This window comes from Hyalangium versicolor, from assembly GCF_020103695.1.
Lineage (GTDB): Bacteria > Myxococcota > Myxococcia > Myxococcales > Myxococcaceae > Hyalangium > Hyalangium versicolor.
This window is the reverse complement of sequence record NZ_JAHXBF010000008.1, coordinates 411,840-435,274: the sequence shown is the minus strand read 5'-3', so window position 1 is coordinate 435,274 and position 23,435 is coordinate 411,840. Positions and strand designations below refer to the sequence as shown.

The window sequence follows — 23,435 nt, the reverse complement described above, 5'->3', positions numbered from 1 at the left end:
TGGCCTGTCACGGCGAGCCTGGCGCCCGTGACTCGGCCCTTCACACACCAGGACAGCACCACAGTGGGAGAGGCGACCTATGAAGAGGGCCGTATTCAACGTAGCGTCCGCAGTCCTTCTCATCCTCGCGTTCACCCCGGGCCTCGCCATGGCCCAGGGCAAGAAGATCGTGCTTGGCTTCTCCCAGGTAGGTGCGGAGAGCGAGTGGCGCACGGCCAATACCCAGTCCATCAAGGACTCCGCCGCCAAGGAGGGCATCACCCTCAAGTTTTCCGACGCCCAACAGAAGCAGGAGAACCAAATCAAGGCCATCCGCTCCTTCATCGCGCAGAAGGTGGACGTGATTGCCTTCTCGCCCGTCGTGGAGACGGGATGGGAGCCCGTCCTCCGGGAGGCGAAGGCCGCCAAGATCCCCGTCATCCTCACCGACCGCTCCGTCGCGGCGAAGGACGACTCGCTGTGGGTCACCTTCATCGGCTCGGACTTCGTGGAGGAGGGTCGCCGGGCCGCCAACTGGCTGATCAACTACCCGCCCATCAAGGAACTGGCCGCCAAGGGTGACGTGAACATCGTCGAACTCCAGGGCACCGTCGGCTCCGCCCCCGCCATCGACCGCAAGAAGGGCTTCGAGGAGATTCTCAAAGGACAACCCAAGTTCAAGATCATCCGCTCGCAGACGGGCGACTTCACCCGCGCCAAGGGCAAGGAGGTCATGGAGGCCTTCCTCAAGGCCGAGGGCAAGAAGATCAACGTCCTCTATGCGCACAACGATGACATGGCCATCGGCGCCATCCAGGCCATCGAGGAGGCAGGCCTGAAGCCCGGCAAGGACATCGTCATCGTGTCCATCGACGCGGTGAAGGGCGCATTCGAGGCCATGATCGCCGGCAAGCTGAACTGCACGGTAGAGTGTAGCCCGCTGCTGGGGCCTCAGCTGATGGGCCTCGTGAAGGACGTGGTGGCCGGCAAGCAGATTCCCAAGCGCATCGTCACGGAAGAGGGCGTGTTCCCGCAGGACGTGGCCGCCAAGGAGTTCCCGAACCGGAAGTACTAACATCGCAGCCGTTGCCAGGAGATGGGGGCCATGAGCGAAGCCATTCCGGTGCTCGAAGTGAAGGGAATCTCCAAGCGCTTCTCCGGTGTCCAGGCGCTCCGTCACGTCGACTTCCGCCTCCTGCCGGGCGAGGTCCACTCGGTGATGGGCCAGAATGGCGCGGGCAAGTCGACGCTGATCAAGATCCTCACCGGCGTCCACCGTCCGGACTCGGGCCGCATCCTGCTCCAGGGCAACGAGATCAAACCCAAGAGCCCCCTCGAGGCTCGAAAGCTGGGAATCAGCACGGTCTACCAGGAGGTGAACCTCTGCCCGAACCTCTCGGTCGCGGAGAACGTTTGCCTCGGGCACGATCCCTCCGAGGCCTTCGCCCTCCGGTGGAAGCAGATGAACCGGAAGGCGGAGGCGCTCCTCGCGGATCTCAACGTCCACATCGATGTCACTGCCCCGCTCTCCTCGTATTCGATTGCGGTGCAGCAGGTGTGCGCCATCGCCCGCGCGCTGAGCACCCAGGCGAAGATCCTCATCCTCGACGAGCCCACGTCGAGCCTCGCCGAGGATGAGGTGAAGATGCTCCTCTCGGTCATGGGGAAGCTCAAGTCCCAGGGGATGGCGATCCTCTTCGTCACCCACTTCCTCGACCAGACCTTCGAGATCTCCGACCGCATCACCATCCTCCGGAACGGAGAGCTCGTCGGCGAGTACCCCGTCGCCAAGCTGTCACGCATGGACCTCATCACCCGGATGGTGGGCCGCGAGATCGCCGAGACAGGGCCGAGCAGGGCCAAGAGCGCACGAGCTCAAGTCCCGGCGGCGGCGGAGCCCTCTCTCGGCGAGGCGCTTGCAACAGCCGAGCAGCCCTTCCTCACCGCGGAGGGGCTCGGCCGGAGAGGCTCGGTGCAGGACGTGCGCCTGAAGGTGGAGCGCGGCAAGGCCCTGGGCATGGGAGGTCTGCTCGGCTCCGGAAGGACGGAGATCGCCCGGCTGCTCTTCGGCATCGATCGTGCCGAGCAGGGCTCGATCGAAATCGAAGGGAAACCGGTGCGGCTCTCCTCGCCCCTGGATGCCATCCAGCACGGCATCGGCTTCTGCCCGGAGGACCGCAAGCACGAGGGAATCGTGGGCGAGCTGTCGATCCGCGAGAACATCATGCTCGCCCTTCAGGCCAAGAAGGGCATCTTCCACAACCTGTCTCGCAAGCAGCAGGAGGAGCTCGCGGAGCGCTACATCCAGGCCCTGGGCATCAAGACCCCTGATGCGGAGAAGCCCATCTCTCAGCTCTCGGGTGGAAACCAGCAGAAGGCGCTCCTGGCTCGCTGGCTGGCCACCTCCCCTCGGATGCTCATCCTCGACGAGCCCACCCGTGGCATCGACGTGGCCGCGAAGGCCGAGATCATGGAGAAGGTGATGGAGCTGTGCGACAAGGGCATGGCCGTCCTCTTCATCTCCTCGGAGATCGACGAGGTGCTCAGCTACTCGGATCGCATCGCGGTCATGCGCGATCGCCGCAAGGTAGGTGAGATAGAAGCCTCCGACGCCGACGAGCGCACCGTGTTCCGGATCATCGCGGGAGGCCAGGCTTGAGTTCCCTACCCGCGCAAGGCCCGGCGGCCGGGGCCCCCGAGTTCCTGCGAGGCCTGGCCAGGAAGCGCGTCTTCTGGCCGCTGCTCACGCTGACCCTGCTCCTGTTGTTCAACCTGGCCGTCAACCCCCACTTCTTCTCGATCACCCTGCAGGACGGTCACCTCTACGGAAGCCTGATCGACATCCTCAACCGCGCCGCGCCCCTGATGATCATCGCCATGGGGCTCACCCTGGTGATCGCGACGCACGGCATCGACATCTCCGTGGGCGCGGTGGTGGCCATCTCGGCGGCGGTGGCGGCGACGATGATCGGCGGCCAGCTCGATTCGAGCGGCGGCGCTCAGGACGTGACCCGCTATCCCCTGCCGGTCGTCATCCTCGTGTCGCTGGCCGTGGCCATGCTCCTCGGGATGTGGAACGGCATGCTGGTCTCCTTCTTCGGCATGCAGCCCATCATCGCCACGCTGATCCTACTGGTGACGGGGCGCGGCGTGGCGCAGCTCATCACCGATGGCCAGATCATCACCATCTACTACACGCCCTACTTCTTCATCGGGAACGGCTTCCTCGCGGGGATCCCTTTCTCGCTCTTCATCGTGAGCGCCGTGCTCGCGGCCCTCCTGCTCCTCACCCGGAAGACGGCGCTGGGCCTCTTCATCGAAGCGGTGGGGCTCAACCCTGTCGCCGCCCGCTTCTCGGGAGTCCGCGCGCGCGCCATCACATTCTGGGTCTACGCCTTCTGCGGCCTGTGCGCCGGGATCGCGGGCCTGATCGTCAGCTCGAACGTCAAGAGCGCGGACGGCAACAACGCGGGCTTGCTCTTCGAGTTGGATGCCATCCTGGCGGTGGTCCTGGGAGGGACTTCCCTGGGTGGCGGCCGGTTCACCCTGGTGGGCGGCGTGCTGGGCGCCCTCATCATCCAGACGCTCACCACGACCATCTACTCCGTCGGCGTGCCCCCCGAGGTGACGCTCGTCGTGAAGGCGGTCGTCGTCTTCTTCGTCAGCATCCTGCAGTCCGACAAGGTGCGGAATCGCATCGCCACGCTGGGCAAGGTCCGGGAGGCACTGTGATGAACAACGGCAATTCGGCCACGTCCGCCACCGCCCCCTCATCCCGTCCGCGTGCCTCCCTGGATCCGCGCCACCTGTCGCTCGTCGTCACGCTCGGGCTCTTCGTGGCGATGTTCGGAGCAGGTTCCTGGGCGTTCGAGGGATTCTTCTCCCTCCAGGTCTTCCTCAACCTCTTCATCGACAACGCCTTCCTCCTGATCGCGGCCATCGGGATGACCTTCGTCATCATCTCCGGAGGCATTGATCTCTCGGTGGGCTCGGTGATTGCGCTGACCACCATGGTCCTGGCGACCCTGCTCGAGAACCACGGTTGGAGCCCCATGGTGGTCATTCCCCTCGTCCTGGTGATGGGTGCCGTCATCGGACTGGTGCAGGGGTTCGTCATCCACTACTTCGAGATCCAGCCCTTCATCGTCACGCTGGCGGGCATGTTCCTGGCCCGGGGGCTCTGCTACCTCATCAGCATCAACTCCATCGCCATCACGGAGTCGTTCTTCAACGAAGTCTCCGCGATCCGCTTCCCTCTGCCGTTCGAGACCTCCATCTCCGTCAATGTCGTCATCGCGCTGGGAATGCTCGGGGTGGCCATCTACCTGGCCCACTACACGCGCTTCGGACGGACCATCTATGCGATTGGCGGGAACGAGCAGTCCGCCCTGCTGATGGGCCTGCCGGTGGCGAGGACCAAGGTCCTCACGTACACGTTCAGCGGGTTCTGCTCCGCCCTGGCGGGCATCGCCTTCACCTTCTACATGCTCTCCGGCTATGGGCTGCACGCGCAGGGCATGGAGATGGACGCCATCGCGGCCGCCGTGGTGGGTGGCACCCTGCTCACCGGAGGCGCCGGCTATGTCGCGGGCACCCTGGTCGGCGTGCTGATCTACGGCACCATCCAGACCCTCATCATGTTCGAGGGCAGCCTCAGCTCCTGGTGGACGAAGATCGTCATCGGCCTGCTGCTGCTCGTCTTCTGTCTGCTGCAGAAGGTCCTGGGACGGAGCCCCCGGCACGCGGCGCCCTCCAGCGCGGCGCCCAGCAGGAGCGGTCAGCCGCACACAGCGGCCGCTCGCACCGAGCAGCCTGCCCAGGCCAGCGGGTAGGCCGCTCGCGGGGAGTGGCTACTTCTGGCCGTAGTAGGCGTTCTTGCCGTGCTTCCGCTCGAAGTGCTTGCGGATGAGGCTGTCGGGGAGCCGCGGGGCCTGGGGGGAGAGGCCTCGGGTGATGAACGCCATCTTCGCGAGCTCCTCCAAGACCGCGGCGTTGTAGACCGCCTTCTCGGCCGTCTCTCCCCAGGCAAAAGGCGCGTGCCCGGCCACCAGGACCATGGGGGTATGCAGCGGGTCCCGGTTCCGGAAGCACTCGAGGATCTGGTGTCCAGTCTCGGTCTCGTAATCGCGCTCCACCGCCTCGTCGCTCATCACCGCCGTGCAGGGCACGTCCTCGGCCAGGTGATCCGCGTGGGTGGTGCCATAGAGCGGAATGGGCATGCGGGCCTGCGCCCAGCCCGTGGCGTAGGTCGAGTGGGTATGGACGATGCCCCCAAGCCCCTTCAGGTTCCGGTACAGGACGGCATGGGTCCTCGTGTCCGAGGAGGGCCGGAGCGAGCCCTCGACGATCTTTCCCTCAAGATCGATCACCACCATGTCATCTACCGCGAGCTTCTCGTAGGCGACACCGCTCGGCTTGATGGCGAAGACGCCCGCTCCGGCATCCAGCGCGGAGACATTTCCGAAGGTGTAGATGGCGAGCCCACGCCGAGGGATCTCCATGTTTGCTGCCCAGGCTCGCTCCTTCAGCCCTTGGTATTTCGATCCCATGACGCCTCGAGGTGGTCCAGGTCCGTGAGCCAGACTGCCAGCCCATTCTCCTTCGCCCGAGCGCCGAGGGGAACGTCGAACTACCGGCTGAAAACCTCCCAGATCCGTCCCGCCACGAAGACGTAGGCATTGCTCCAGGTGTCTTCACGGAAGAAGCGGGTCGGCATGCCAGGAATTCCGATGAAGGGCCGCAGCAACCAGCCCATCTGGATGCCGACGAAGGCATAGATGACCAGCCAGAGCCGCAGCAGCGCGCGGTGCCGGGCATCCCGCGCGATGAGCGGTTGGTAGAGCCTCCGCAGCAGCATCTGGCCGGAGCTGCTGGCCGCCGCGAAGGTCAGCGCGTTGAAGAGAGTGGCCTCCTCGTAGCCCTGATAGCTCACGTACCAGAAGAGAGTGAACGGGGAGAGCGCACACAGCACGACGGTGAGGCAGGCCTGTGTGGCCAACAGGGCCCGCACCGCGACGCCGAGATCCTCACGCAAGCCCAGCAGGGAGTTGATGACGAAGTAGCTGGGCAGGCTCAGGCCGAACGTCGCCAGCAGCAGGAGCGGCACCTTCACGGCTGCGTACAGCATCTGCAGCGGCCGGGCGCCTCCAAACCCCGCGTCACCGCCGTAGCTCCCCATGGCGGCGCCGTAGCCCGCCCCGAAGAGGACGATGAGAGTCAGGAGCAGGCGCACGCCAGGCGCCTCGGAATGCCGCGAGGTGGGCGTTCCGGTCCGCAGCAAATCGTCCGCCTGGAGGAGCAGTCCGCTCATGCCACCGCCTCGAACCTAGAAGAGGCTCTGGAAGGCCCGCCACACGGCTTCGAAGAAGTTGGAGGTGATGGGACGGAACCACTGGAACGGTTGCTCGGGGTCGCCGATGAAGGGGCGGAGGATCCAGGCCATCTGCGCGCCGACGAGGGCGAACACTCCCACCCAGATGCGGAACAAGGTGCGCACGTTGGCTCCGGGCTCGACGGGCAGCGGTCGCGGAGTTCCAGGACTCGCGGCAGGCGCGGGGAGCGCTGGCTCGGAGGGAGGGCTCTCGCGGACCGGCGTGTCCTCGATCGCCACGGAGAGGCGATGGAGCGTGCGGAGCAGGAAGCCTCCTCCCATCATCCCGGCGATGGTGAACACCGCCACGTTCAGCAGCTTCATGAAGGCATAGCTGGTGGTCGTCACCGCGAAGAAGGCGACGATGGGTCCCAGAGAGGCCAGCACGGTCATCATGATGCCGATGGCGGCCACCAGGAGCTTCAGCACCGAGTAGAGCCCCAGCCTGGAGCCCACCAGGGCATCGAACACGTAGAGCGAAGGGAACGTGACGAAGAGGGTCAGGAAGAAGAGCGCCGGCACCTTCAAGGAGCTGGCGATGACCTGCATCGGCGCGAGCGAACCTGACCCGGTCAGGGAGAACGCTCCCATGCAGATGCCGGCGAAGAAGCCCAGCGGGATCGACATGAGGGCAATGCCCCCGGGCGAGATGTCGATGGTCCCTCGGCGAAGCAGTTCCAGCCGGGTCGCCTCTCCGCGCAGCAACTGGTCCAACTGCAAAAGCAATGTCGGCATGCCGCCCCCCTCCAGGGACTGGGGGGGATTCTACCATCACCTGCCGCGCAGACCCGATCGCCTGCGCGAACACGGCCGCGAGAGTCGTGGAATGTAGAATACGGAGCCAGCGGCCGGCGATTGCGTGGGCCTGCGTCTACCTCAGAGGTAGCGCGTCTCCGCTGGGGGGTTCCACCAGTTGTTGTGGCGCCCATCCATGTACCGGATCGGAATGCTAGCGAGTTCCTCGGGGGTGATGTCATCCAGGGCCGCGAGGCTGATCGAGACGTATTCCCCGCCAATCTGCGGCACGTTGCCTCGGCCGAAGGAGCGCACGCCGCAGTGCTTGCAGAACAGGTGGTGTCCCGCCTTGCTCCCGAACTGGTAGTCGGACAGGGCGTCCTCACCCGAGAGCAGGCGGAAGGCCGCCGGCTTGATGATCGCGCCCCAGTTCCGGGTCTTCGTGCAGATGGAGCAGTTGCACCGGCCCGTGCCCTCGCTCAGGTCGATGTCGGCCTCGAAACGAACCTTGCCGCAGTGACAGCTACCGCTGAATTTCCGGGTGCTCATGGGGTCCTCCTCCGTGAAGTGAAAACCGCTGGGAGCCGCGGCCGCCTCACCAACGTTGGCCACGGTCATGTCCCTACTCTTTGCGGCAGCCGTGACAGCCTTCTGTCAGGTATTGTGCCGACGCCTGACGGAGGCTCTTGGGGATTAAGCCCTCGGCCCGCCTGTTGGGCGCCAGACTTTCGTCCTCACAGGGGCTCTCACATTCCTATGCCATTCCCGTTCCGACACTTCCCGGGGGCCGCGCGCGTCCTCCTCACGGCCAGTGCATCCGCGTGGCTCGCCGCGTGCGCCTCCTCCACGCCGGTGGACAAGACGGCCACGGTGACGCAGCAGGCCAAAACCTCCGATGCTCCCCCCGCCTCCTCCGCGAAGCCCACCTTCGGAAGCTTTGGCGTGGACACCGCGGGGATGGACACCTCCGCGGCTCCTGGCGACAACTTCTACCGCTACGTCAACGGCAAGTGGCTCGACACGACCGAGATCCCCGCGGACCGGCCCGCCTACGGCATGTTCTCCCGACTCGCGGAGGAGGCGGCCCGGCGCACGCGCGAGCTCATCGAGCAGACCGCGCGCTCGGACGCTCCCGCCAACAGCGAGGTCCGCAAGCTGGGGGACTTCTTCAACAGCTACATGGATGAGGCGGCCATCGAGGCCAAGGGCCTGGCTCCGCTCACGCCCGAACTCCAGCGCATCAATGCCATCGCCGACCGGAAGGCACTCTCCGCCGCCCTCGGCGAGACGCTGCGTGCCGACGTCGACCCGCTCAACACGGGGAACGTGACCACGGAGCGGCTGTTCGGCCTGTGGGTGTCCGAGGATCTCAACGAGCCGTCGCGCTATGCCGCCTACCTGCTCCAGGGCGGCCTGCTCATGCCGGATCGGGACTACTACCTGTCCGACGACGCGAAGCTGAAGGATGTCCGCCAGAAGTACCAGCAGCACATCGCCGCCATGCTGCGCCTCGCGGGCCTCTCGGATCCCGAGGGACGTGCCCAGCGCATCTTCGAGCTCGAGCGCAACATCGCGCGCGTCCACTGGAACCAGGTGGACACGCAGGACGTGGTCAAGAGCAACAACCCATGGCCTCGGGAGCAGTTCGCCAAGCGTGCGCCGGGGCTCGACTGGGACGCCTACTTCGGAGCCGCGGGACTGGCCGCGCAGCGCGAGTTCATCGTCTGGCAGCCCAGTGCGATCACGGGCATCTCGAAGCTCGTCGGCAGCGAGCCCCTGCAGTCCTGGAAGGACTACCTGACCTTCCACACCCTCGTGCGCGCCGCGCCCGTCCTGCCCAAGGCCTTCTTCGACGAGAGCTTCGCATTCGGCGGCCGGGTGCTCTCGGGAGCCCAGGAGCCTCGGGAGCGCTGGAAGCGAGGCGTGGACGCCACCAGCGAGGCCTTGGGCGAGGCCATCGGCAAGCTCTACGTCGAGAAGTACTTCCCCGCTGAAGCCAAGGCGGAGGCCGACACGATGGTGCGCAACATCGTCGCGGCCCTCGGCCAGCACATCGACGCGCTGGCGTGGATGACTCCGGCGACGAAGGCTCGCGCCAAGGAGAAGCTGACGACGCTCCAGGTCGGCATCGGCCACCCGTCGAAGTGGCGCGACTACTCCGGGCTGGAGGTCATCCGGGGAGACGCCTACGGCAACGCCTGGCGCGCCTCGCGCTTCGAGTACCAGCGCAACCTGAACAAGCTCGGCAAGCCGGTGGACCGCTCCGAGTGGTTCATGGTGCCCCACCTCGTGAACGCGCTGAACTCACCCCAGCAGAACTCCATCATCTTCCCCGCCGCCATCCTCCAGCCGCCCTTCTTCGATTCGAACGCCGATCCAGCGGTGAACTACGGCGGCATCGGCTCGGTCATCGGACATGAGATCGTCCACAGCTTCGACGACGTGGGAGCCCAGTTCGACGCTCGCGGCAAGCTGGCGAACTGGTGGACGAAGGAGGATGCGGACAAGTTCAAGGCGGCGGGCAAGGCGCTCGCGGCGCAGTTCAGCGCCTACCGCGCACTGCCGGACCTGTCGGTGAATGGCGAGCTGACCCTGGGCGAGAACATCGCCGATGTCGCCGGCGTGTCCATCGCCTACGACGCCTACAAGCGGTCGCTGGAAGGAAAGCAGGCGCCTGTACTCGACGGCTTCACCGGAGACCAGCGCTTCTTCCTCGGCTTCGGCCAGGTCTGGCGCAACAAGTACCGCGAGCCCCTCCTCCGCCGGCTCCTGCTCACGGATGGGCACTCTCCCACCGAGTTCCGCGCCACCACCGTGCGCAACCTGGATGCCTGGTACCAAGCCTTCAGCGTCGCGCCCGGGCAGAAGCTCTACCTCACTCCCGAGCAGCGCGTGCGCATCTGGTAGAGGCGCTACTCGGGTGCTCCGTCGATGATCTTCTTCGCGATGGAGAACGAGAAGCCCGCGCGGGCCAGGGCAGCGAGATCCTTCTGACGGTTCTCCTGCCGGGCCTGCGCATCGCGACGGAAGGGGCCCAGCCGCTTCTTCCGCGCCCAGATGCGGGCCGCCGCGTCCTCGGACACCTCCGCAGTGGCCTCCGCCAGCTTCTGCTCGACGACCTCCGCGGCCACGCCCTTCATCCGCAACTTCTGCGCAATCACGCGGGCGCTGCGCCCCGAGGCCCGCAGCGACTGGGCCTTCAGCCCGGCATAGGCCTGGTCATTGATGAGCCCGTTGCGCAGGAGCTTCTCCACGAGCGCGTCCACCCAGCCGAGCGCCTCGGCGCGATCGCCCCCGTGGACCCGGAGCGAACGGTCCGCCTTCCTCACGAGTACGCGCTTGAGCTGGCTCACGGTGGCCGCGTACCGCTTCAGGTAGTGCAGCGCGGCATTCTCCAGGTAGCGCGGTGACACCTTCCGCGGCCGCTTCCGCGCCCCCGGAGCCCTGTCACCCTGTCCACCCTTTGGCTCGTCCATGGAGCGCCGTGTCTACCACTCCGCTCCGACTCACGGCACGCCCCAGAAAGGCTGCTCGCACGCCCCGCGAGCAGCCCTCACTGTCCGCGCTCAGGCTCGCGCAGGCCCCTTCGAGCTGCCCTCGTCCCGGCCATGCACCGACGCTGGCGGGCTGGTGGCCTCCACCGCGGTGAAGGGCTCGAGGATCTTGTACGTGTGGCTCGCGCCGCGAGGAACCAGCCACGAGTCCCCGGGATTGAGGATGAGGACCTGACCCTCCAGGTGGAGTTCAGCGCGGCCCTTCACCACATAGCCCACGGTCTCGTAGTCCCGAGCCATGGGAGGCGCCGGCTCCGAGGGCTGCTCCTCTTCCCACAGCCGCATGGAGACGCGCGTGCCCGAGGCCAGGTACTTCTGGCCCATCTCTCCTCGCGGAGAGTGGCGTGCCTCAACCTTCTTGACGCTGGTGTCGCCCATGCCTCGCTCCTTCCGGTTCGCGGTGTTGTCCGCTGAACGTCTCTGGAAGGAAGGTAAGGTGAGAAGCGGTGGGGAGTGAGTCCGAGGGAGCCCGGCTGCTCCCTCCCGGAGGAAGGGAGCAGGGACTCGACCTCACGCACTGCGTGTCACTTCAGTAACCCTCGAGCGGCGGCTGCGGCCCGGGGATGATGCCGGCGATATCGGGGTCCACGCCCTCTTCGCCAGGCTGGGTGGCGCGCTCCGCCTTCTCCTTCTTGCGCTGCTCTCGGCGGACGTCCTTCTCCTTGTTCTTCTCTTTTCGGGCCAGTTCTTTCTGGCGTTTCGACATTCCCGGGTGTTGTGGCATGTGCCCTCCTAGAGCCTAGAGCGGCCTACATCGCTGACGAGCAAAACAAAAGGCCCAGCCCCTATAAGGGCCAGGCCTCTGTATGGCGAGATGAATGCGCGTCAGCCGACGACGCGAACGTTCTCTGCCTGAAGGCCCTTCGGGCCTCGCTTCACGTCGAACTCCACCCGCTGCCCCTCGGCAAGCGTGCGGAAGCCGTCCGACTGAATGGCGGTGTGGTGGCAGAACACATCCTCCCCACCCTCCTGCGCGATGAAACCGAAGCCCTTGGCGTCGTTGAACCACTTCACAGTACCAGTTGCCATTACTCTTCTTCTTTCTGCAGATGACGGCTGACGCAGTCAGACACGCCCGTGGCCGGAGCGGACATCGCCTCGGCACCGCCCCCTGTATCACCGGGGCGCCGACAATGTAACCCCCTACGTCCGGCGTTGCATTCCTGAGAACGTTCCCGGCCCCTTCACACTTCTTCACGCCAGCCGGGGCATGGCCTTTACACCCGGTTTCTACCTTCTGCTCCACACAACGCGATACCCGAGCGCTCGGTCGCTCGGTTTCTCAAGGAGCAGGACCATGTTTGGATTCGTTTTTGGAACCGCGTGCCTCGCAGGCCTCATCTTCACCGTGCGCCGGGCGCGCTGGCACCGTTACCACGGCCGGGGCGGCGGGCGCTGGAGCTGGCGCGGGCGGATGCGCTGGCTGTTCGAGCGGCTGGACACCTCGCCCGGCCAGGAGAAGGTCTTCGTCAAGGCGGCGGACGAGCTGACCGAGTCCTTCGAGAAGATGCGGGACGAGTTCCGCACCACTCGGGCCGCCATCGCCCAGGCGCTGCGCGCCGAGCAGTTGGACACCGTCGCGCTGAGCCAGTTGCACGAGAAGCATGACGCGCTGCTGGCCAACATGCGCGAGACGCTGCGCACCTCGCTGGCGCAGATCCACGAGTCGCTGGATCCGCGCCAGCGCCGGGAGCTGGCGGACATCATCGAGCACGGCTGGGGCTACGGCTATCGCGGCCACGGCGGCTGGGGCTGGCACGGCGGGCACCGCTACTGCTGATCGGCTCGGGACACGGAAACCACAGGAGACACTGCCATGCACCGTCGCCGCATCCTCATTGCCCTGCTCGCCCTCGGGACCATCGGGGGCTACGCCTCCGGCTTCTCCAGCCTCCGCCACCACTCGCAGTGCCGCCGGGCCTGGATGGAGGAGCGCTTCAACCGGACGTGCGCGCCCTGCCCCAACACCGCCACTCCCGCAGCCCCCAGCGCCGAGGCTCCCGCGCCCTCGGAGCCGCGCTAGAGTCCCGAGCCGTCCATGCCTACCCGCGTCCTCCTCATCGACGATGACACCCGGATGTACGAGCTGCTCGCGCAGTACCTGGGGCAGAACGGCATCACCGTCACCCACGCAGCGGATGGCGGGCGCGGCCTCGCCGCACTGGAGGCCCATGCGTATGACGCGGTGCTCCTCGACGTGATGATGCCGGGCATGGACGGCCTGGAGGTCTGCAAGCGCATCCGAGCCAAGGGGCAGATTCCCATCCTCATGCTCACCGCCCGGGGCGACGAGACGGATCGCGTGGTGGGCCTGGAGCTGGGCGCGGACGACTATCTGGCCAAGCCGTTCAGCCCGCGCGAGTTGCTGGCGCGTCTACGGGCCGTGCTCCGGCGCGCGCAACCGGCCGCGGTGGAGGATCGGCTGGAGAACAGCGGCATCTCCATCGACGTGTCCGGTCGCGAGGTGAAGGTGGGAGGCCGAGCGGTGGAGCTGACGGGGCTCGAGTTCGATCTGCTCGTGGCGCTGATGCGGCGCGCGGGCCGCGTCATTCCCCGGGATGCCCTGCTGGGTGAGGCCGGCCGCAGCGACACCGTGGTGGGCGAGCGCACCGTGGACGTCCACATCTCCCATCTCCGGCAGAAGCTCGGGGACGAGGGCGGCAAGCTCATCAAGACGGTGCGCGGCGTGGGCTATGTCTTCGCCAAAGAGGGCGCATGATTCCCCCCAAGCTCCCGAGAGGCTCCGAGCCGCAAGGCCCTGACTCCCAGGAGCGCGGCACCGAGGACACCGGCCTCAAACCCGACTGGCGCTTCCGCCACGCGCGTCACCACTGGCCTCGCGGTCACTGGCCCCATGGGCAGAAGTACTACGGCCGCCGCTGGCGGATGACGCGCCTGGGCCGCTACATCTTCGCCCACCTGCACCGGCGGATCTTCATCTGGTTCGGGTTCTCCATCCTCGTCACGGGCCTGGTCGTGTTCACGGTGATGAACCTGGTGGGCGGCTCCATGTGGCGCCAGGAGATGGACAAGGCCCGCACGTTCGCCAGCAACCGCTTCGCCGAGGTGTGGGACTTCCCCGACCGGCGAGAGGCGCTCGTGCAGGGCATCTCTCGCGACCTGGACGTCGATCTGGAGCTGCACGATGCGCACGGAGCCCTGCTGTTACGCGCGGGCAAGCCCTGCGAGGATCCGGACCTCACCGTGCCGGTGATGCGTGCGGGAGCCCTGCTGGGCTCGGCCAAGGCTTGCTACTGGCACACCCGGCCTCGGAATCCCATGCGCAGCGTGCTGCCCCTGGTGCTCGTGGGAGCCATGCTGTGGATTCTCTCGGGCGGCATTGCGCGGCGGCTGACGCGCCCCATGGACGAGCTGGCCCGTGCCGCCAGCGCGCTCGGAGAGGGGAAGCTGGAGGCCCGCGTCACCATGCACCCCTGGGATGCCACGGGCGAGCTGGGCCTGCTCGCCGACGCCTTCAACGACATGGCCACTCGCATCCAGAAGCAGATGGCGGACCAGCGCGAGTTGCTCGCCGCCGTGTCCCACGAGCTGCGCACTCCTCTGGCACACCTGCGCGTCCTCACGGAGATCCTCCGCGATGGTGGTGGGGACCCGAAGACGTTGGACAGCGTGGACCGCGAGGTGGTGGAGCTGGATGCGCTGGTGGGCGAGCTGCTGGCCAGCTCGCGGCTGGACTTCGGCCAGGTGACGCCGCGCTCCCTCGAAGCCACGGAGCTGGCGGCCCGAGCGTTGGATCGAACCGGGATGCCCATGGAGCTGCTCTCGGTCGAGGTCGCGGACACGGCTCTGGTGGCTGATGCGACGCTGCTGGGCCGAGCACTCGCCAACCTGCTGGACAACGCGCGCAAGCACGGCCAGGGAGTCGTGGCGCTGAGGATCCTCGATCGCGACGGCCAGCTGGCCTTCTGCGTGGATGACCAGGGTCCAGGACTGCTCCCCGGCGAGGAGACCCGCATCTTCCAACCCTTCTATCGGAAGGATCGGGGTGGAGAGGCTCGCGAGGCGGGCTCGTTGGGGCTGGGACTGGCGCTGGTGCAACGCATTGCCCGAGCCCATGGCGGCGAGACGTTCGCGGAGAACCGGCCAGGCGGAGGCGCCCGGGTGGGCTTCAGCGTTCAGCGGGCAGGTCCACCCGCCGCAGTTGCCCAGCCTCAAGCGTAAGAGGCGGGCAGTACGGCCCCAATTCGTTCCGAGTCCAGTAGGCGCCCGTGGTCCGCCACGTGGCGAGGTCCGTGAAGCGGTAATCGAAGAAGAGCGTGCGCACGAAGCGCGGCGGGGTTTCGGGGAAGGGGTCCTCGCGGAAGAAGCCTCGTACGGTTGGGTCTCCCTGGAGGAGCTTCTGCTGGAGTTGGAGCAGCCAGGGGTTGTCCGCGCAGCGGGAGAGCGAGGCGAACCACATCTGCCAGTCGAGCCGAGGCTGATGGGGTGCCACGAAGCGCGGCGCCTGGTCCACGAGCCCGGGGCGCCAGTGCAGGAGGTACTCGCGCCAGGTCTGCCCGTCAGTGCTGCCTTCGAGGACGATTTCCCGGCGCTCCGTGGTCATCACCGCGAAGAGGCCATAGGTGTTGATGCTGCGCAGGCCCGCGAGCTGGCGCAGCGTCCATCTCACCGGTGCGGGCAGGGACGCGCCACTCAGGCGCTCCACATCCGATGACAACCCGAGGACAGCGTACACGGCCGCGAAGCCCACGAATGCCGCGGCCCACACACGGGGATGGCGTCCCATCGGAGGGAGCTCAGGAGAGAGACGCTGGAAGATCCGCCAGCGCATCAGCACTCCATCATCGAGCGCGGAGAGACACAGCACGATCGTCAGCAGGTTGAAGAACCCGTAGTTCCCCGTGGTGATGATGCCCACTTGCAGGGCCACGAGCGCTCCCGCTCCCACGAGCCGGACCCGTCGCGGCCCGAAGAGGAGGAACGGCGCGAGGAGCTCGATGACGAGCATCACCGCCACGCTCGCGCGGTGGAGCCCTGCGGGGAGATGATCGACGAAGTACGCGATGACGTTGGGCAGTGGCTGGGTCCAGTAGTGGAACTCGAGCGCCGTGAGGTTGCGCCACGTCGGATCCCCACTGAAGAGCTTCACCAGCCCGGACATGACCATCAGCCGGAGCAGCAGGAAGCACACGAGGAGGAGGGCTCCCCGGCGAGGCTCGGGCACGCTCCGGCGCGGGAAAAGATGTCCGGGCGCGAGCGGCAAGGAGACCAGCGCGGCCTCCAGCAGCAGCACATCCCACTGAAAGCTCAGGAAGTCGCCGCCCACGATTGTGAGCGACAGGTAGCAGGCCCACGCGCCCACCAGGGCCCAGCGGGGCGCCACATTGGCTACGAGCAGTGCGCCACACGCCAGCCCGGCAAGCCCGAGCCCCCAGAGGGCTCCGTTGCTCGCACCAAACAGCCACAGGAGCGTCGGCAGGCGCAGGAAGCGCTCAGGCCCCAACTGCGCCCGAGCCCAGTCGAGCCACGCAGCCGCGGGCTCCAGACCGTCCGGCCCCATCAACCCCGAGAGTTGGGGCAGGAGCGAAGCGAAGGCGAGACAGAAGATGAGCCCGAGCCCGCGCAGGTACAGCCAGCGGACCCGGGCCAGTCCCCTGCCCTCCCCTGAGGAGAGCGGCAGGGAGTCAGCGTGAGCGTCCCCCGAGCTCACACGCGTGCAACTAGCCTGCGGTGAACTCGAACGAAGTCTCCGCCGTCTCTCCGTCCTTCACGGTGACCTCGGCCGTCTTCGTGCCGAGAGTCTCATGCCACGCCTCGATCGTGTACGTGCCCGCGGGCAGGCCGGTGATGTTGAAGGCGCCATCCTCGCCCGTGGTGGAGAAGTATGGGTGCTGGCTGACGACCACGAAGGCCTTCATCCACGGGTGCACGTCGCACTTGAGCTGGACAATCTCTGCCTCGGAGGGCGCGGGCTTGGTCACCGGCGGCATGGACGGCGGCTGCGCCACGTTGAAGATGGGCTTGGTGCCCGCCACGGCGCGGACGTTGTGCAACGTCTGGTCGCTGTTCTTCACCTGGATGGGCTGGCCGGCCTGAGCGCCCAGCACTCGCGGGGTGTAGGTGCACTTCAGCTGGTCGACGACGACCGGCGGGCTGGACGCGCTCGCGGCAGGGGCGCCCGCCACGGTGCCCTTCACCCGCACCAACACATTCTGCAGCTTGCCGTCCTTCACCATCACCGGCTGATCCTTCGTCGCCATGCCCTCGCAGGCCGGATCCGAGCTCGGGGCGATATCGGCCGGAGCCGGGGCGGTGCCGGTGAACTTCACCACGCCGTGGATGGTGCTGTTCCCAGCGGGAGCGGGAGGCGCCTTCGCCTCAGCGGTGGGAGTCGTGGGCTTGGCCTCGGCGGTGGGAGTCGTGGGCGCGGCCGGCGCCTCGTCCTTCTTACAGGCCGGCAGGATCACCAATCCCGCGGCCCCCAGCATGGCGAGGCTGAACGTGCGCAGCTTCATGGGAGATCTCTCCTAGTCGAACAGGGGGTCAGGCTTCGGCGGCAGCGGCCCTTCAGCGGCCTGCTAGACATGCATACCGCTGTCGAGCATCAGCGCGGCGAAGAGGCCCGTGAGGTAGAGCAGCGAGAAGAAGAACGTCTGTCGAGCCCAATGCTTCCCCAACTGGCGGAAGAAACCCCACGCTCCCAGCGCCATGAAGCCCAGGCCGAGCAGCGCGGCCACCACCAGGTACCAAGCCCCGGCGATGTGGAGCTGGTACGGCAGCAGCGTCATCGGCACGAGCGCCACCAGGTAGAGGACGATCTGCGCCCGGCTGGACTCGTCCCCGCGCTCCAGCGGCACGGACTTGAGCCCCGCCGCCGCGTACTCCTCTTTGCGGAACAGCGCGATGGCCAGAAAGTGGGGGATTTGCCACAGGAAGAGGATCGAGAAGAGGACAAAGCCCCCGCTGTCCACCTGTCCCGTCACAGCCGTCCACCCCATGAGCGGAGGCAGCGCTCCCGGCACCGCGCCCACCAACATGGCCGCGGACGTGCGCGCCTTCAGCGGCGTGTACACCAGCACGTAGCTCAGGAAGGCCAGCAGGCCCAGGCCGGCGGTGAGCAGGTTGGCTCCCAGCGCCAGCGCGGGCAGCGACACGGCCGCCAGCGACAGGCCGAACCACAGCGCCACGCCCGGCTCCATGCGCCCCGAGGGCAACGGCCGATTGCGCGTGCGCGCCATGAACCGGTCGCTGTGCCGCTCGATGTAGCAGTTGAGCGTGTTGGCGGCCGCCACCGTGCCAGCGGTGGCCAGCATCGTCACCAGGGCTCTCGGCACGGACAGCTCACCCGGCGCCAGCCATACGCCTCCGGCCGTGGTCGCCAGCACCAGGCTGGAGAGCCTCGGCTTGGTGAGGGACACCAGGTCACTTGCGGTGTTGGACAGGGACACGGCGCGCGCGCTCACGCAGACTCCAGGGGTGGGGCTCGACAGGCTTGCTGCCGGCGCGGTGAAACCCGGGTGGGACATACACCCCCTCCCCGAGCGCCCCCTCCCATACAGCCATCCCGGCCCGGCGGCAAGCAGCGCCTATCAGCGCCGCTTGTCGAAGATACCGGCAGCGCTATCCACCGGACGCCAGGCGCTGCAACTCGGGGGCGTGCTCACCCTTGGGCTCGAGCTTCAGGTACTCCTGCGCCAGCATCCGGACCTTGTCGGTCTGCTTGCGGTCCTTGCTGAGCATGGTGGCGTAGAAGTAGTAGGCCGGCCCGTAGCTGCCATCCGATTCGATGGCCTTCTGGAAGTACTCCTCGGCCTTGGTCGCGTCACCCTTGCCCTGGTACACGCGGCCCAGCTCCGTGAGCGCCAGTGCGGCCCGGTCCGGCTGACCGATGAACTCCTGGATGGCCTTCTCGAGCTGATCCTTGGCCTTGTCCCAGTCGGAGCGCTCCCGGTAGATGGCGCCCATGGCCAGACGCGCCTCGGGGTTCTTGGCCTTCGGATCCTTCACCGCGCGCTGATACTGCGTGAGGGCGTCGTCCAGCTTGCCCTGGCGGCGGTAGGCGTTGCCCAGCATCACCACCAGCTTGGGGCTGTCGCCCATCGTCTTGAGGGCGGTGGTCAGCGCCTCGGCGGCCTCCTTCTCGCCGCCCGGCTTGGCCATGAGCGCCTTGGCCAGCTCCACGTAGAACTGGGCTCGGGTGCTGTCCAGCTTGATGGCCTCGCGAATGGCGGTCACGGCCTGGTCGGGCTGTCCCTCGATCATCAGCCGGCGGCCCTTGATGAGGTTCAGCTCGGGGTTGGTCTTGTCCAGCGCGAAGCCATCCTGCTCGGCCTTCTGCATCTGCTGGCGGGCCTTCTCCTTGTCCGTGGGCACGCCCGTGGCTTCGGAGAGCTTGGTCTGGATCTCCGGCTTCTGGTCGGCCATCGCCAGCGAGACGCGGCTGATCAGCAGCGAGCGCGCCACCTGCGCGGCGGCCAACTGCCGAGGCGACGGCGGCGGATCCGTGTCGAGCAGCTTCTTGAGCATCTTGGCCGCCAGCTCATAGAGATCGAAGCTGGGGTTGTCCTGGTCGAGGATGAGCAGCGACTTGCCGAGCACGGACTCGGGGTGGTCCTTCTCGTAGCGCAGCGCGAAGTCGTACTGCTGGAAGGCGGTGCCGTCCTGGCCGAGCCGGCGGTACACGGCGCCCAGGCCGGCGTAGATGCGCGGATCGTCCGGGGCCAGGTTGTGCGCCTTGTCCAGGCTGTCGCGCGCGTGCTCCAGGTCGCCCGCGTTCATCTGGATGAGGCCCAGCGTCAGGTACAGCAGGGAGCTGGCCTTGCCCTGAGCGTCAAAGGCCTTCACGCGCTCCTCGAGCGCGCCCAGGGCCTCCTTGCCCTTGCCACCGTACGTCTTGATGAGGGCCTCGGCGGCATACAGGTGCGAGCTGACCTCGTTGCCCTTCTTGGCTGCCTCCAGGTGCTCCTCGGCCTTGCGGCGCGCATCGTCGCCGCCACCGTGCTCGCCCCAGCGGATGGCCCAGGCGTAGGCCAGGTAGCCGTGAGCGGCGGTGCCGTCCGAGTAGACCTCGAGGGCCAGGTCCGCCTCCTCGCAGGCCTTCTTATAGGAGGCGAACGAGTCGTGCTTGAGCTGCTCGGTAGCCGCGTCCAGGTGCTTCTTGTACTCGCGGTTGAGCTTCTTGGTGTGGCTCGAGTACCACGCGTAGCCGATGGTGGAGCACACCACCACGACGAAGAGCCCGAGCGTGATGAACTTGCTCGACCCGCTCTGCTTGGCGGGCCGGCGGCGCGAGCTGGCCTCGTCGTCATCATCCTCGTCCACCTCTTCGACGACGACGGGGCGGCGGGGAGCGGGACGGGCAGCACCGGGCTGAGTCCCCGTGGGAATCGGACGAACCGGAGCACCTGCCGCGGGGGCGCGGGCTGCGGGGCTCGCGGTGGCGACAGGGGCCGCGACAGCCTGGGGCGCGGCAACGGGCGCCTGAGGTGCGGCCGCGACGGGCGCAACCGCCACCGGTGCGGCGACCGGAGCCACCGGCGCAACGACCACCGGGGCCACGGGCTTGGGCATCTCCACCTTGTACTGCTGCAGCAGGGTGAGCGTCTCCGCGTCGTTCGGATCCGACTCCCATGCCTTGAGGAGATTGGCCTTGCCGGGGTCGGACTCACCGGTCTTCAGTTGCAGCATGCCCACCATGCGCAGCGACGACTTATCGGTGGGCTGGACCTGGAGGGCGCCGAGCGCCTCCTCGAGGGCCTTCTTGTCCTTACCTTGCTGGAGGTAGACGCGCGCAAGCAGGAGGCGGGGGTCGGCCGCATTCGGGTGCGCCTTGACGCCCTTCTTGCAGACGACCATCGCCTCCATGAAGCGGCCCATACCGAGGTATGCCTCGGCGAGCGGCTTGTAAGCGTCGGATGACGGGTCAGCGGCGAACGAGTGCTCCAGCTTCGCGAGCTCGGCCGGGCTCAACGTCTTCATGGGGAGGGTAGACATTCCGGAAGATGCGCCTGGGAAGGAGAGTTTTTATGACACCCGCCATGCTCTGCGTCAAATGGGAGAAGGAGGATTCCTACCTCTCGCTTGACAGCCTCACAGGGGTCCGGTATCTGCCCGTTCCACTTGATCAGCGCCCAAACTGATCGATTTTGAGCAGCAAGCAGGCGGTTACAGGGTGGTATGGGGGTGTAGCTCAGTTGGGAGAGCGTCGCGTTCGCAATGCGAAGGTCACCGGTTCGATCCCGGTCACCTCCACCAAGAAGTGACGAAGGGCCTCACTGGAGACAGTGAGGCCCTTTGCATTTTGGCCACAACCGAATTGCAAAGGCTCCGGGCTTTGTTATCCGGGGCCGATGACCGAGCAGCCATCACTTTCGTTCTTTGCCCGCTTGTGGCTGGCGTTCCTCTGCTTCTGGAGGGTGCTGGTCTCCGGGCCCTTTGCCCAGGCCGTCCACCCGCTGAGCCAGGCCTATGACGCCGGCACGCTGGGGGCGGGTCCCGCCACCCCGGCCCTGCCCAAACCCGAGCCCAAGCCCGAGCCGCCCCCTGCCCTACCTCCCGAGCGGGAACACGCCTCGGCGCTGGCGCTGTTGTCCATGCTGCAGCGGGAGGGCCGGCTCATCGACTTCCTCCAGGAGAATGTGGCGGGGTTCCCGGACGCGGACGTGGGGGCGGCGGCCCGCATCGTCCACGAGGGGTGCCGGAAGGTGGTGCAGCAGTACCTGGCGCTGAAGCCCATCCTGCCGGAGTCCGAGGGGGCGAGCGTCCCCGTGCCCGCCGGCTTCGATGCGCAGCGCATCCGCCTCACCGGCAACGTGGCCGGGCAGCCTCCTTATACGGGCTCGCTCAAGCACCACGGCTGGGTGACGACGGAGGTGAAGTTCCCCACGGTCAGCCCGGCGCTGGATCCGCGCGTGCTGGCCCCTGCTGAGGTCGAGCTCCCCTGAGCTCGGCAAGGAGCTGACGCCGAGTATGGCCCGCTACGCGATCGGCATCGATCTGGGCACCACGCACTGCGCGGTGTCGTACTTCAACCTGGAGGACGGCAAGCCTCGGGGCTCGACGCAGTCCATGCTGCCCATTCCGCAGCTGACGGCGCCGGGCACGCTGGAGGCTCGCACGTTGCTGCCCTCCTTCCTCTATCTGGCCGGCGAGCAGGAGTTCCCTGCCGGGAGCCTGGGGCTGCCGTGGAAGCCGGACGCCACCACGGTGGTGGGCGAGTTTGCTCGCTCCCACGGGGCGAAGGTGCCCACGCGGCTGGTGTCGTCGGCGAAGAGCTGGCTGAGCCACCCGGGAGTGGACCGGCGCTCGGCGATGCTGCCGTGGCAGGCTCCGCCCGAGGTGCAGCGGGTGTCTCCGCTGGAGGCCTCGGCGCGCTACCTGCGCCACATGCGCGAGGCGTGGGACCACACGTTCGCGCGCACGCGTGAGGAGGCCGGCAATGCGCTGGCCCAGCAGGACGTGATCATCACCGTCCCCGCATCCTTTGATGCGGCGGCGCGCGAGCTGACGCTGGAGGCGGCGCAGGCCGCGGGCATTCCGAACCTGACGCTGCTGGAGGAGCCGCAGGCCGCGCTCTACTCGTGGCTGGAGGCGCAGGGCGAGGGCTTCCGGAAGAAGATGAAGCCCGGCGAGGTGATCCTGGTGGTGGACGTGGGCGGTGGCACCTCGGACTTCTCGGTCATCACCGTGCGTGAGCGGGATGGCGAGGTGGAGCTGGTCCGTGTGGCGGTGGGCGACCACATCCTGCTGGGCGGCGACAACATGGACCTGGCGCTGGCGCACACGCTGAACCAGCGGATGACTGCCGAGGGCAAGAAGCTGGATGCGTGGCAGTTCAACGCGCTGACCTATGGGTGTCGGCAGGCGAAGGAGACGCTGTACGGAGATCCGAAGCTGGCGCGGGCGCCCATCTCCATCCCGGGCCGGGGTTCGTCGCTGATTGGAAGCACACTGCGCACGGAGCTGGCCCGAGAGGAGCTGGACAAGCTGCTCACGGACGGCTTCTTCCCGGCCACGCCGGTGACGGAGTTGCCGCGCACGGCGCGCCGCACGGGTCTGGCGCAGATGGCACTGCCGTACGCGCAGGATGCCGGGGTGACGCGGCACCTGGCTGCGTTCCTCACGCGGCAGGCCCAGGCACTGGCTTCCTCGCCGGATGCTCCGGTGGATGTGGGCGGCAAGACCTTCCTCCACCCGACGGCGGTCCTCTTCAATGGTGGCGTCTTCAAGGCGGGTCCACTCAAGGCCCGTGTCATGGAGGTGCTGAACAGCTGGCTCACCGCGGACGGGGGCGCTCCGGCCAAGGAGTTGGAAGGAGCGGACCTGGACCTCTCGGTAGCGCGCGGCGCGGCGTACTACGGATGGGTGCGCCAGGGGCACGGCCTGCGGATTCGCGGCGGCACGGCTCGGGCGTACTACGTGGGCGTGGAGACGGCGATGCCGGCGGTTCCTGGCATGGAGCCTCCGGTGAAGGCGCTGTGCGTGGCTCCCTTCGGCATGGAGGAAGGCACACAGGCCGACGTTCCTCCACAGGAGTTCGGCCTCGTCACGGGCGAGCCCACCCAGTTCCGGTTCTTCGCCTCGTCGGTCCGCCGCGATGACAAGGTGGGCGCCATGATCGATGACGTGGCCGGCCGGGAGGATCTGGAGGAGCTGGCCCCCATCGAGACGACGCTGCCGGGCCAGCCGCAGCCGTATGGAGACCTGACGCCCGTGAACCTCCAGGCAGCGGTCACCGAGGTGGGCACCCTGGAGTTGCGGTGCCTGGAGAAGAACGGCTCGGGCCGCTGGAAGCTGGAGCTCAACGTGCGCATGAAGGAGTAAGAAGCGCCGCGGTA

At 67.2% G+C, this 23,435-nt stretch carries 23 protein-coding genes and 1 tRNA gene; 12 read left to right on the top strand and 12 right to left on the bottom strand.

Annotated features, from left to right (window positions below):
• Positions 1-79 precede the first annotated feature (79 nt).
• Genes KY501_RS19465 through yjfF form a run of 4 tightly spaced genes read left to right on the top strand, consistent with a single transcriptional unit; the run spans position 80 to position 4,811 of the window.
• A complete protein-coding gene (locus tag KY501_RS19465) occupies positions 80-1,054 on the top strand; it encodes an ABC transporter substrate-binding protein (RefSeq protein ID WP_224364693.1) in 975 nt (324 codons plus the stop codon).
• A gap of 30 nt (positions 1,055-1,084) precedes the next feature.
• Positions 1,085-2,638, top strand: coding sequence for a sugar ABC transporter ATP-binding protein (locus tag KY501_RS19460; RefSeq protein WP_224364692.1), 1,554 nt, complete (start codon positions 1,085-1,087; stop codon positions 2,636-2,638).
• Positions 2,635-3,711 (top strand): ABC transporter permease, encoded by a 1,077-nt coding sequence (locus tag KY501_RS19455; RefSeq protein WP_224364690.1) that lies wholly within the window; start codon positions 2,635-2,637, stop codon positions 3,709-3,711. Before KY501_RS19460 ends, KY501_RS19455 begins: the two co-directional genes overlap by 4 nt.
• Positions 3,711-4,811: a galactofuranose ABC transporter, permease protein YjfF gene (gene yjfF, locus KY501_RS19450; RefSeq protein ID WP_224364689.1), complete on the top strand. Its 1,101-nt coding sequence runs from the start codon at positions 3,711-3,713 to the stop codon at positions 4,809-4,811. The genes KY501_RS19455 and yjfF overlap by 1 nt, the downstream gene beginning before the upstream one ends.
• Positions 4,812-4,829: 18 nt before the next feature.
• Here yjfF and KY501_RS19445 read toward each other — a convergent pair whose 3' ends face one another.
• The 4 genes from KY501_RS19445 to KY501_RS19430 all read right to left on the bottom strand — a co-directional run bounded on the left by KY501_RS19445 (position 4,830) and on the right by KY501_RS19430 (position 7,633).
• On the bottom strand, positions 4,830-5,528 hold the full coding sequence (locus KY501_RS19445; protein WP_224364688.1) for an L-ribulose-5-phosphate 4-epimerase: 699 nt from the start codon (positions 5,526-5,528) through the stop codon (positions 4,830-4,832).
• 80 nt (positions 5,529-5,608) lie between these two features.
• Positions 5,609-6,289, bottom strand: a complete 681-nt coding sequence (locus KY501_RS19440) for a hypothetical protein (RefSeq protein WP_224364687.1) — start codon at positions 6,287-6,289, stop codon at positions 5,609-5,611.
• A 15-nt stretch (positions 6,290-6,304) separates the two neighbouring features.
• On the bottom strand, positions 6,305-7,084 hold the full coding sequence (locus KY501_RS19435; RefSeq protein WP_224364686.1) for a hypothetical protein: 780 nt from the start codon (positions 7,082-7,084) through the stop codon (positions 6,305-6,307).
• A gap of 141 nt (positions 7,085-7,225) precedes the next feature.
• A complete protein-coding gene (locus KY501_RS19430; protein WP_224364685.1) occupies positions 7,226-7,633 on the bottom strand; it encodes a GFA family protein in 408 nt (135 codons plus the stop codon).
• A gap of 207 nt (positions 7,634-7,840) precedes the next feature.
• On the opposite strand from KY501_RS19430, the gene KY501_RS19425 reads away from it, so the two are divergent.
• The gene (locus tag KY501_RS19425) at positions 7,841-9,991 is read left to right on the top strand and encodes a M13 family metallopeptidase (RefSeq protein WP_224364684.1); all 2,151 of its coding nucleotides are present in this window, start codon (positions 7,841-7,843) and stop codon (positions 9,989-9,991) included.
• A 5-nt stretch (positions 9,992-9,996) separates the two neighbouring features.
• Here KY501_RS19425 and KY501_RS19420 read toward each other — a convergent pair whose 3' ends face one another.
• The 4 genes from KY501_RS19420 to KY501_RS19405 form a co-directional block, all read right to left on the bottom strand.
• Complete coding sequence (locus KY501_RS19420) at positions 9,997-10,560, bottom strand: regulatory protein RecX (protein ID WP_224364683.1); 564 nt, start codon at positions 10,558-10,560, stop codon at positions 9,997-9,999.
• Positions 10,561-10,650: 90 nt separating this feature from the next.
• Entirely contained in the window at positions 10,651-11,016 is a 366-nt protein-coding gene (locus tag KY501_RS19415; RefSeq protein WP_224364682.1) for a cupin domain-containing protein, read from the bottom strand.
• Between the two features lie 151 nt (positions 11,017-11,167).
• Positions 11,168-11,362, bottom strand: a complete 195-nt coding sequence (locus KY501_RS19410) for a hypothetical protein (RefSeq protein ID WP_224364680.1) — start codon at positions 11,360-11,362, stop codon at positions 11,168-11,170.
• A 101-nt stretch (positions 11,363-11,463) separates the two neighbouring features.
• The gene (locus KY501_RS19405; RefSeq protein ID WP_044181630.1) at positions 11,464-11,667 is read right to left on the bottom strand and encodes a cold-shock protein; all 204 of its coding nucleotides are present in this window, start codon (positions 11,665-11,667) and stop codon (positions 11,464-11,466) included.
• A gap of 268 nt (positions 11,668-11,935) precedes the next feature.
• Here KY501_RS19405 and KY501_RS19400 point away from each other — a divergent pair, with 268 nt between their 5' ends.
• Genes KY501_RS19400 through KY501_RS19385 form a run of 4 tightly spaced genes read left to right on the top strand, consistent with a single transcriptional unit; the run spans position 11,936 to position 14,820 of the window.
• A complete protein-coding gene (locus KY501_RS19400; RefSeq protein WP_224364679.1) occupies positions 11,936-12,418 on the top strand; it encodes a periplasmic heavy metal sensor in 483 nt (160 codons plus the stop codon).
• Between the two features lie 36 nt (positions 12,419-12,454).
• A complete protein-coding gene (locus KY501_RS19395) occupies positions 12,455-12,661 on the top strand; it encodes a hypothetical protein (protein ID WP_224364678.1) in 207 nt (68 codons plus the stop codon).
• A 15-nt stretch (positions 12,662-12,676) separates the two neighbouring features.
• Positions 12,677-13,357 carry a response regulator transcription factor gene (locus KY501_RS19390; protein ID WP_224364677.1) on the top strand — a complete coding sequence of 227 codons (681 nt, stop codon included), beginning with the start codon at positions 12,677-12,679 and terminating at the stop codon, positions 13,355-13,357.
• Positions 13,354-14,820, top strand: coding sequence for a sensor histidine kinase (locus tag KY501_RS19385; RefSeq protein ID WP_304608624.1), 1,467 nt, complete (start codon positions 13,354-13,356; stop codon positions 14,818-14,820). The genes KY501_RS19390 and KY501_RS19385 overlap by 4 nt, the downstream gene beginning before the upstream one ends.
• Here the strand turns inward: KY501_RS19385 and KY501_RS19380 are convergent.
• The 4 genes from KY501_RS19380 to KY501_RS19365 all read right to left on the bottom strand — a co-directional run bounded on the left by KY501_RS19380 (position 14,768) and on the right by KY501_RS19365 (position 20,592).
• A complete protein-coding gene (locus KY501_RS19380; protein ID WP_224364676.1) occupies positions 14,768-16,309 on the bottom strand; it encodes a lipase maturation factor family protein in 1,542 nt (513 codons plus the stop codon). The genes KY501_RS19385 and KY501_RS19380 overlap by 53 nt on opposite strands.
• Positions 16,310-16,319: 10 nt before the next feature.
• Entirely contained in the window at positions 16,320-17,114 is a 795-nt protein-coding gene (locus KY501_RS19375) for a carboxypeptidase regulatory-like domain-containing protein (protein ID WP_224364675.1), read from the bottom strand.
• 63 nt (positions 17,115-17,177) lie between these two features.
• Positions 17,178-18,062 carry a heme o synthase gene (gene cyoE, locus KY501_RS19370; RefSeq protein WP_224364722.1) on the bottom strand — a complete coding sequence of 295 codons (885 nt, stop codon included), beginning with the start codon at positions 18,060-18,062 and terminating at the stop codon, positions 17,178-17,180.
• 157 nt (positions 18,063-18,219) lie between these two features.
• Positions 18,220-20,592, bottom strand: coding sequence for a tetratricopeptide repeat protein (locus KY501_RS19365; protein WP_224364674.1), 2,373 nt, complete (start codon positions 20,590-20,592; stop codon positions 18,220-18,222).
• A 185-nt stretch (positions 20,593-20,777) separates the two neighbouring features.
• Here KY501_RS19365 and KY501_RS19360 point away from each other — a divergent pair.
• From KY501_RS19360 to KY501_RS19350, 3 genes are all read left to right on the top strand, one after another.
• A tRNA-Ala gene (locus KY501_RS19360) sits at positions 20,778-20,853 on the top strand.
• 95 nt (positions 20,854-20,948) lie between these two features.
• Positions 20,949-21,542, top strand: coding sequence for a DUF2760 domain-containing protein (locus KY501_RS19355; protein WP_224364673.1), 594 nt, complete (start codon positions 20,949-20,951; stop codon positions 21,540-21,542).
• Between the two features lie 25 nt (positions 21,543-21,567).
• On the top strand, positions 21,568-23,421 hold the full coding sequence (locus KY501_RS19350; protein ID WP_224364672.1) for an Hsp70 family protein: 1,854 nt from the start codon (positions 21,568-21,570) through the stop codon (positions 23,419-23,421).
• Positions 23,422-23,435: the final 14 nt, after the last annotated feature.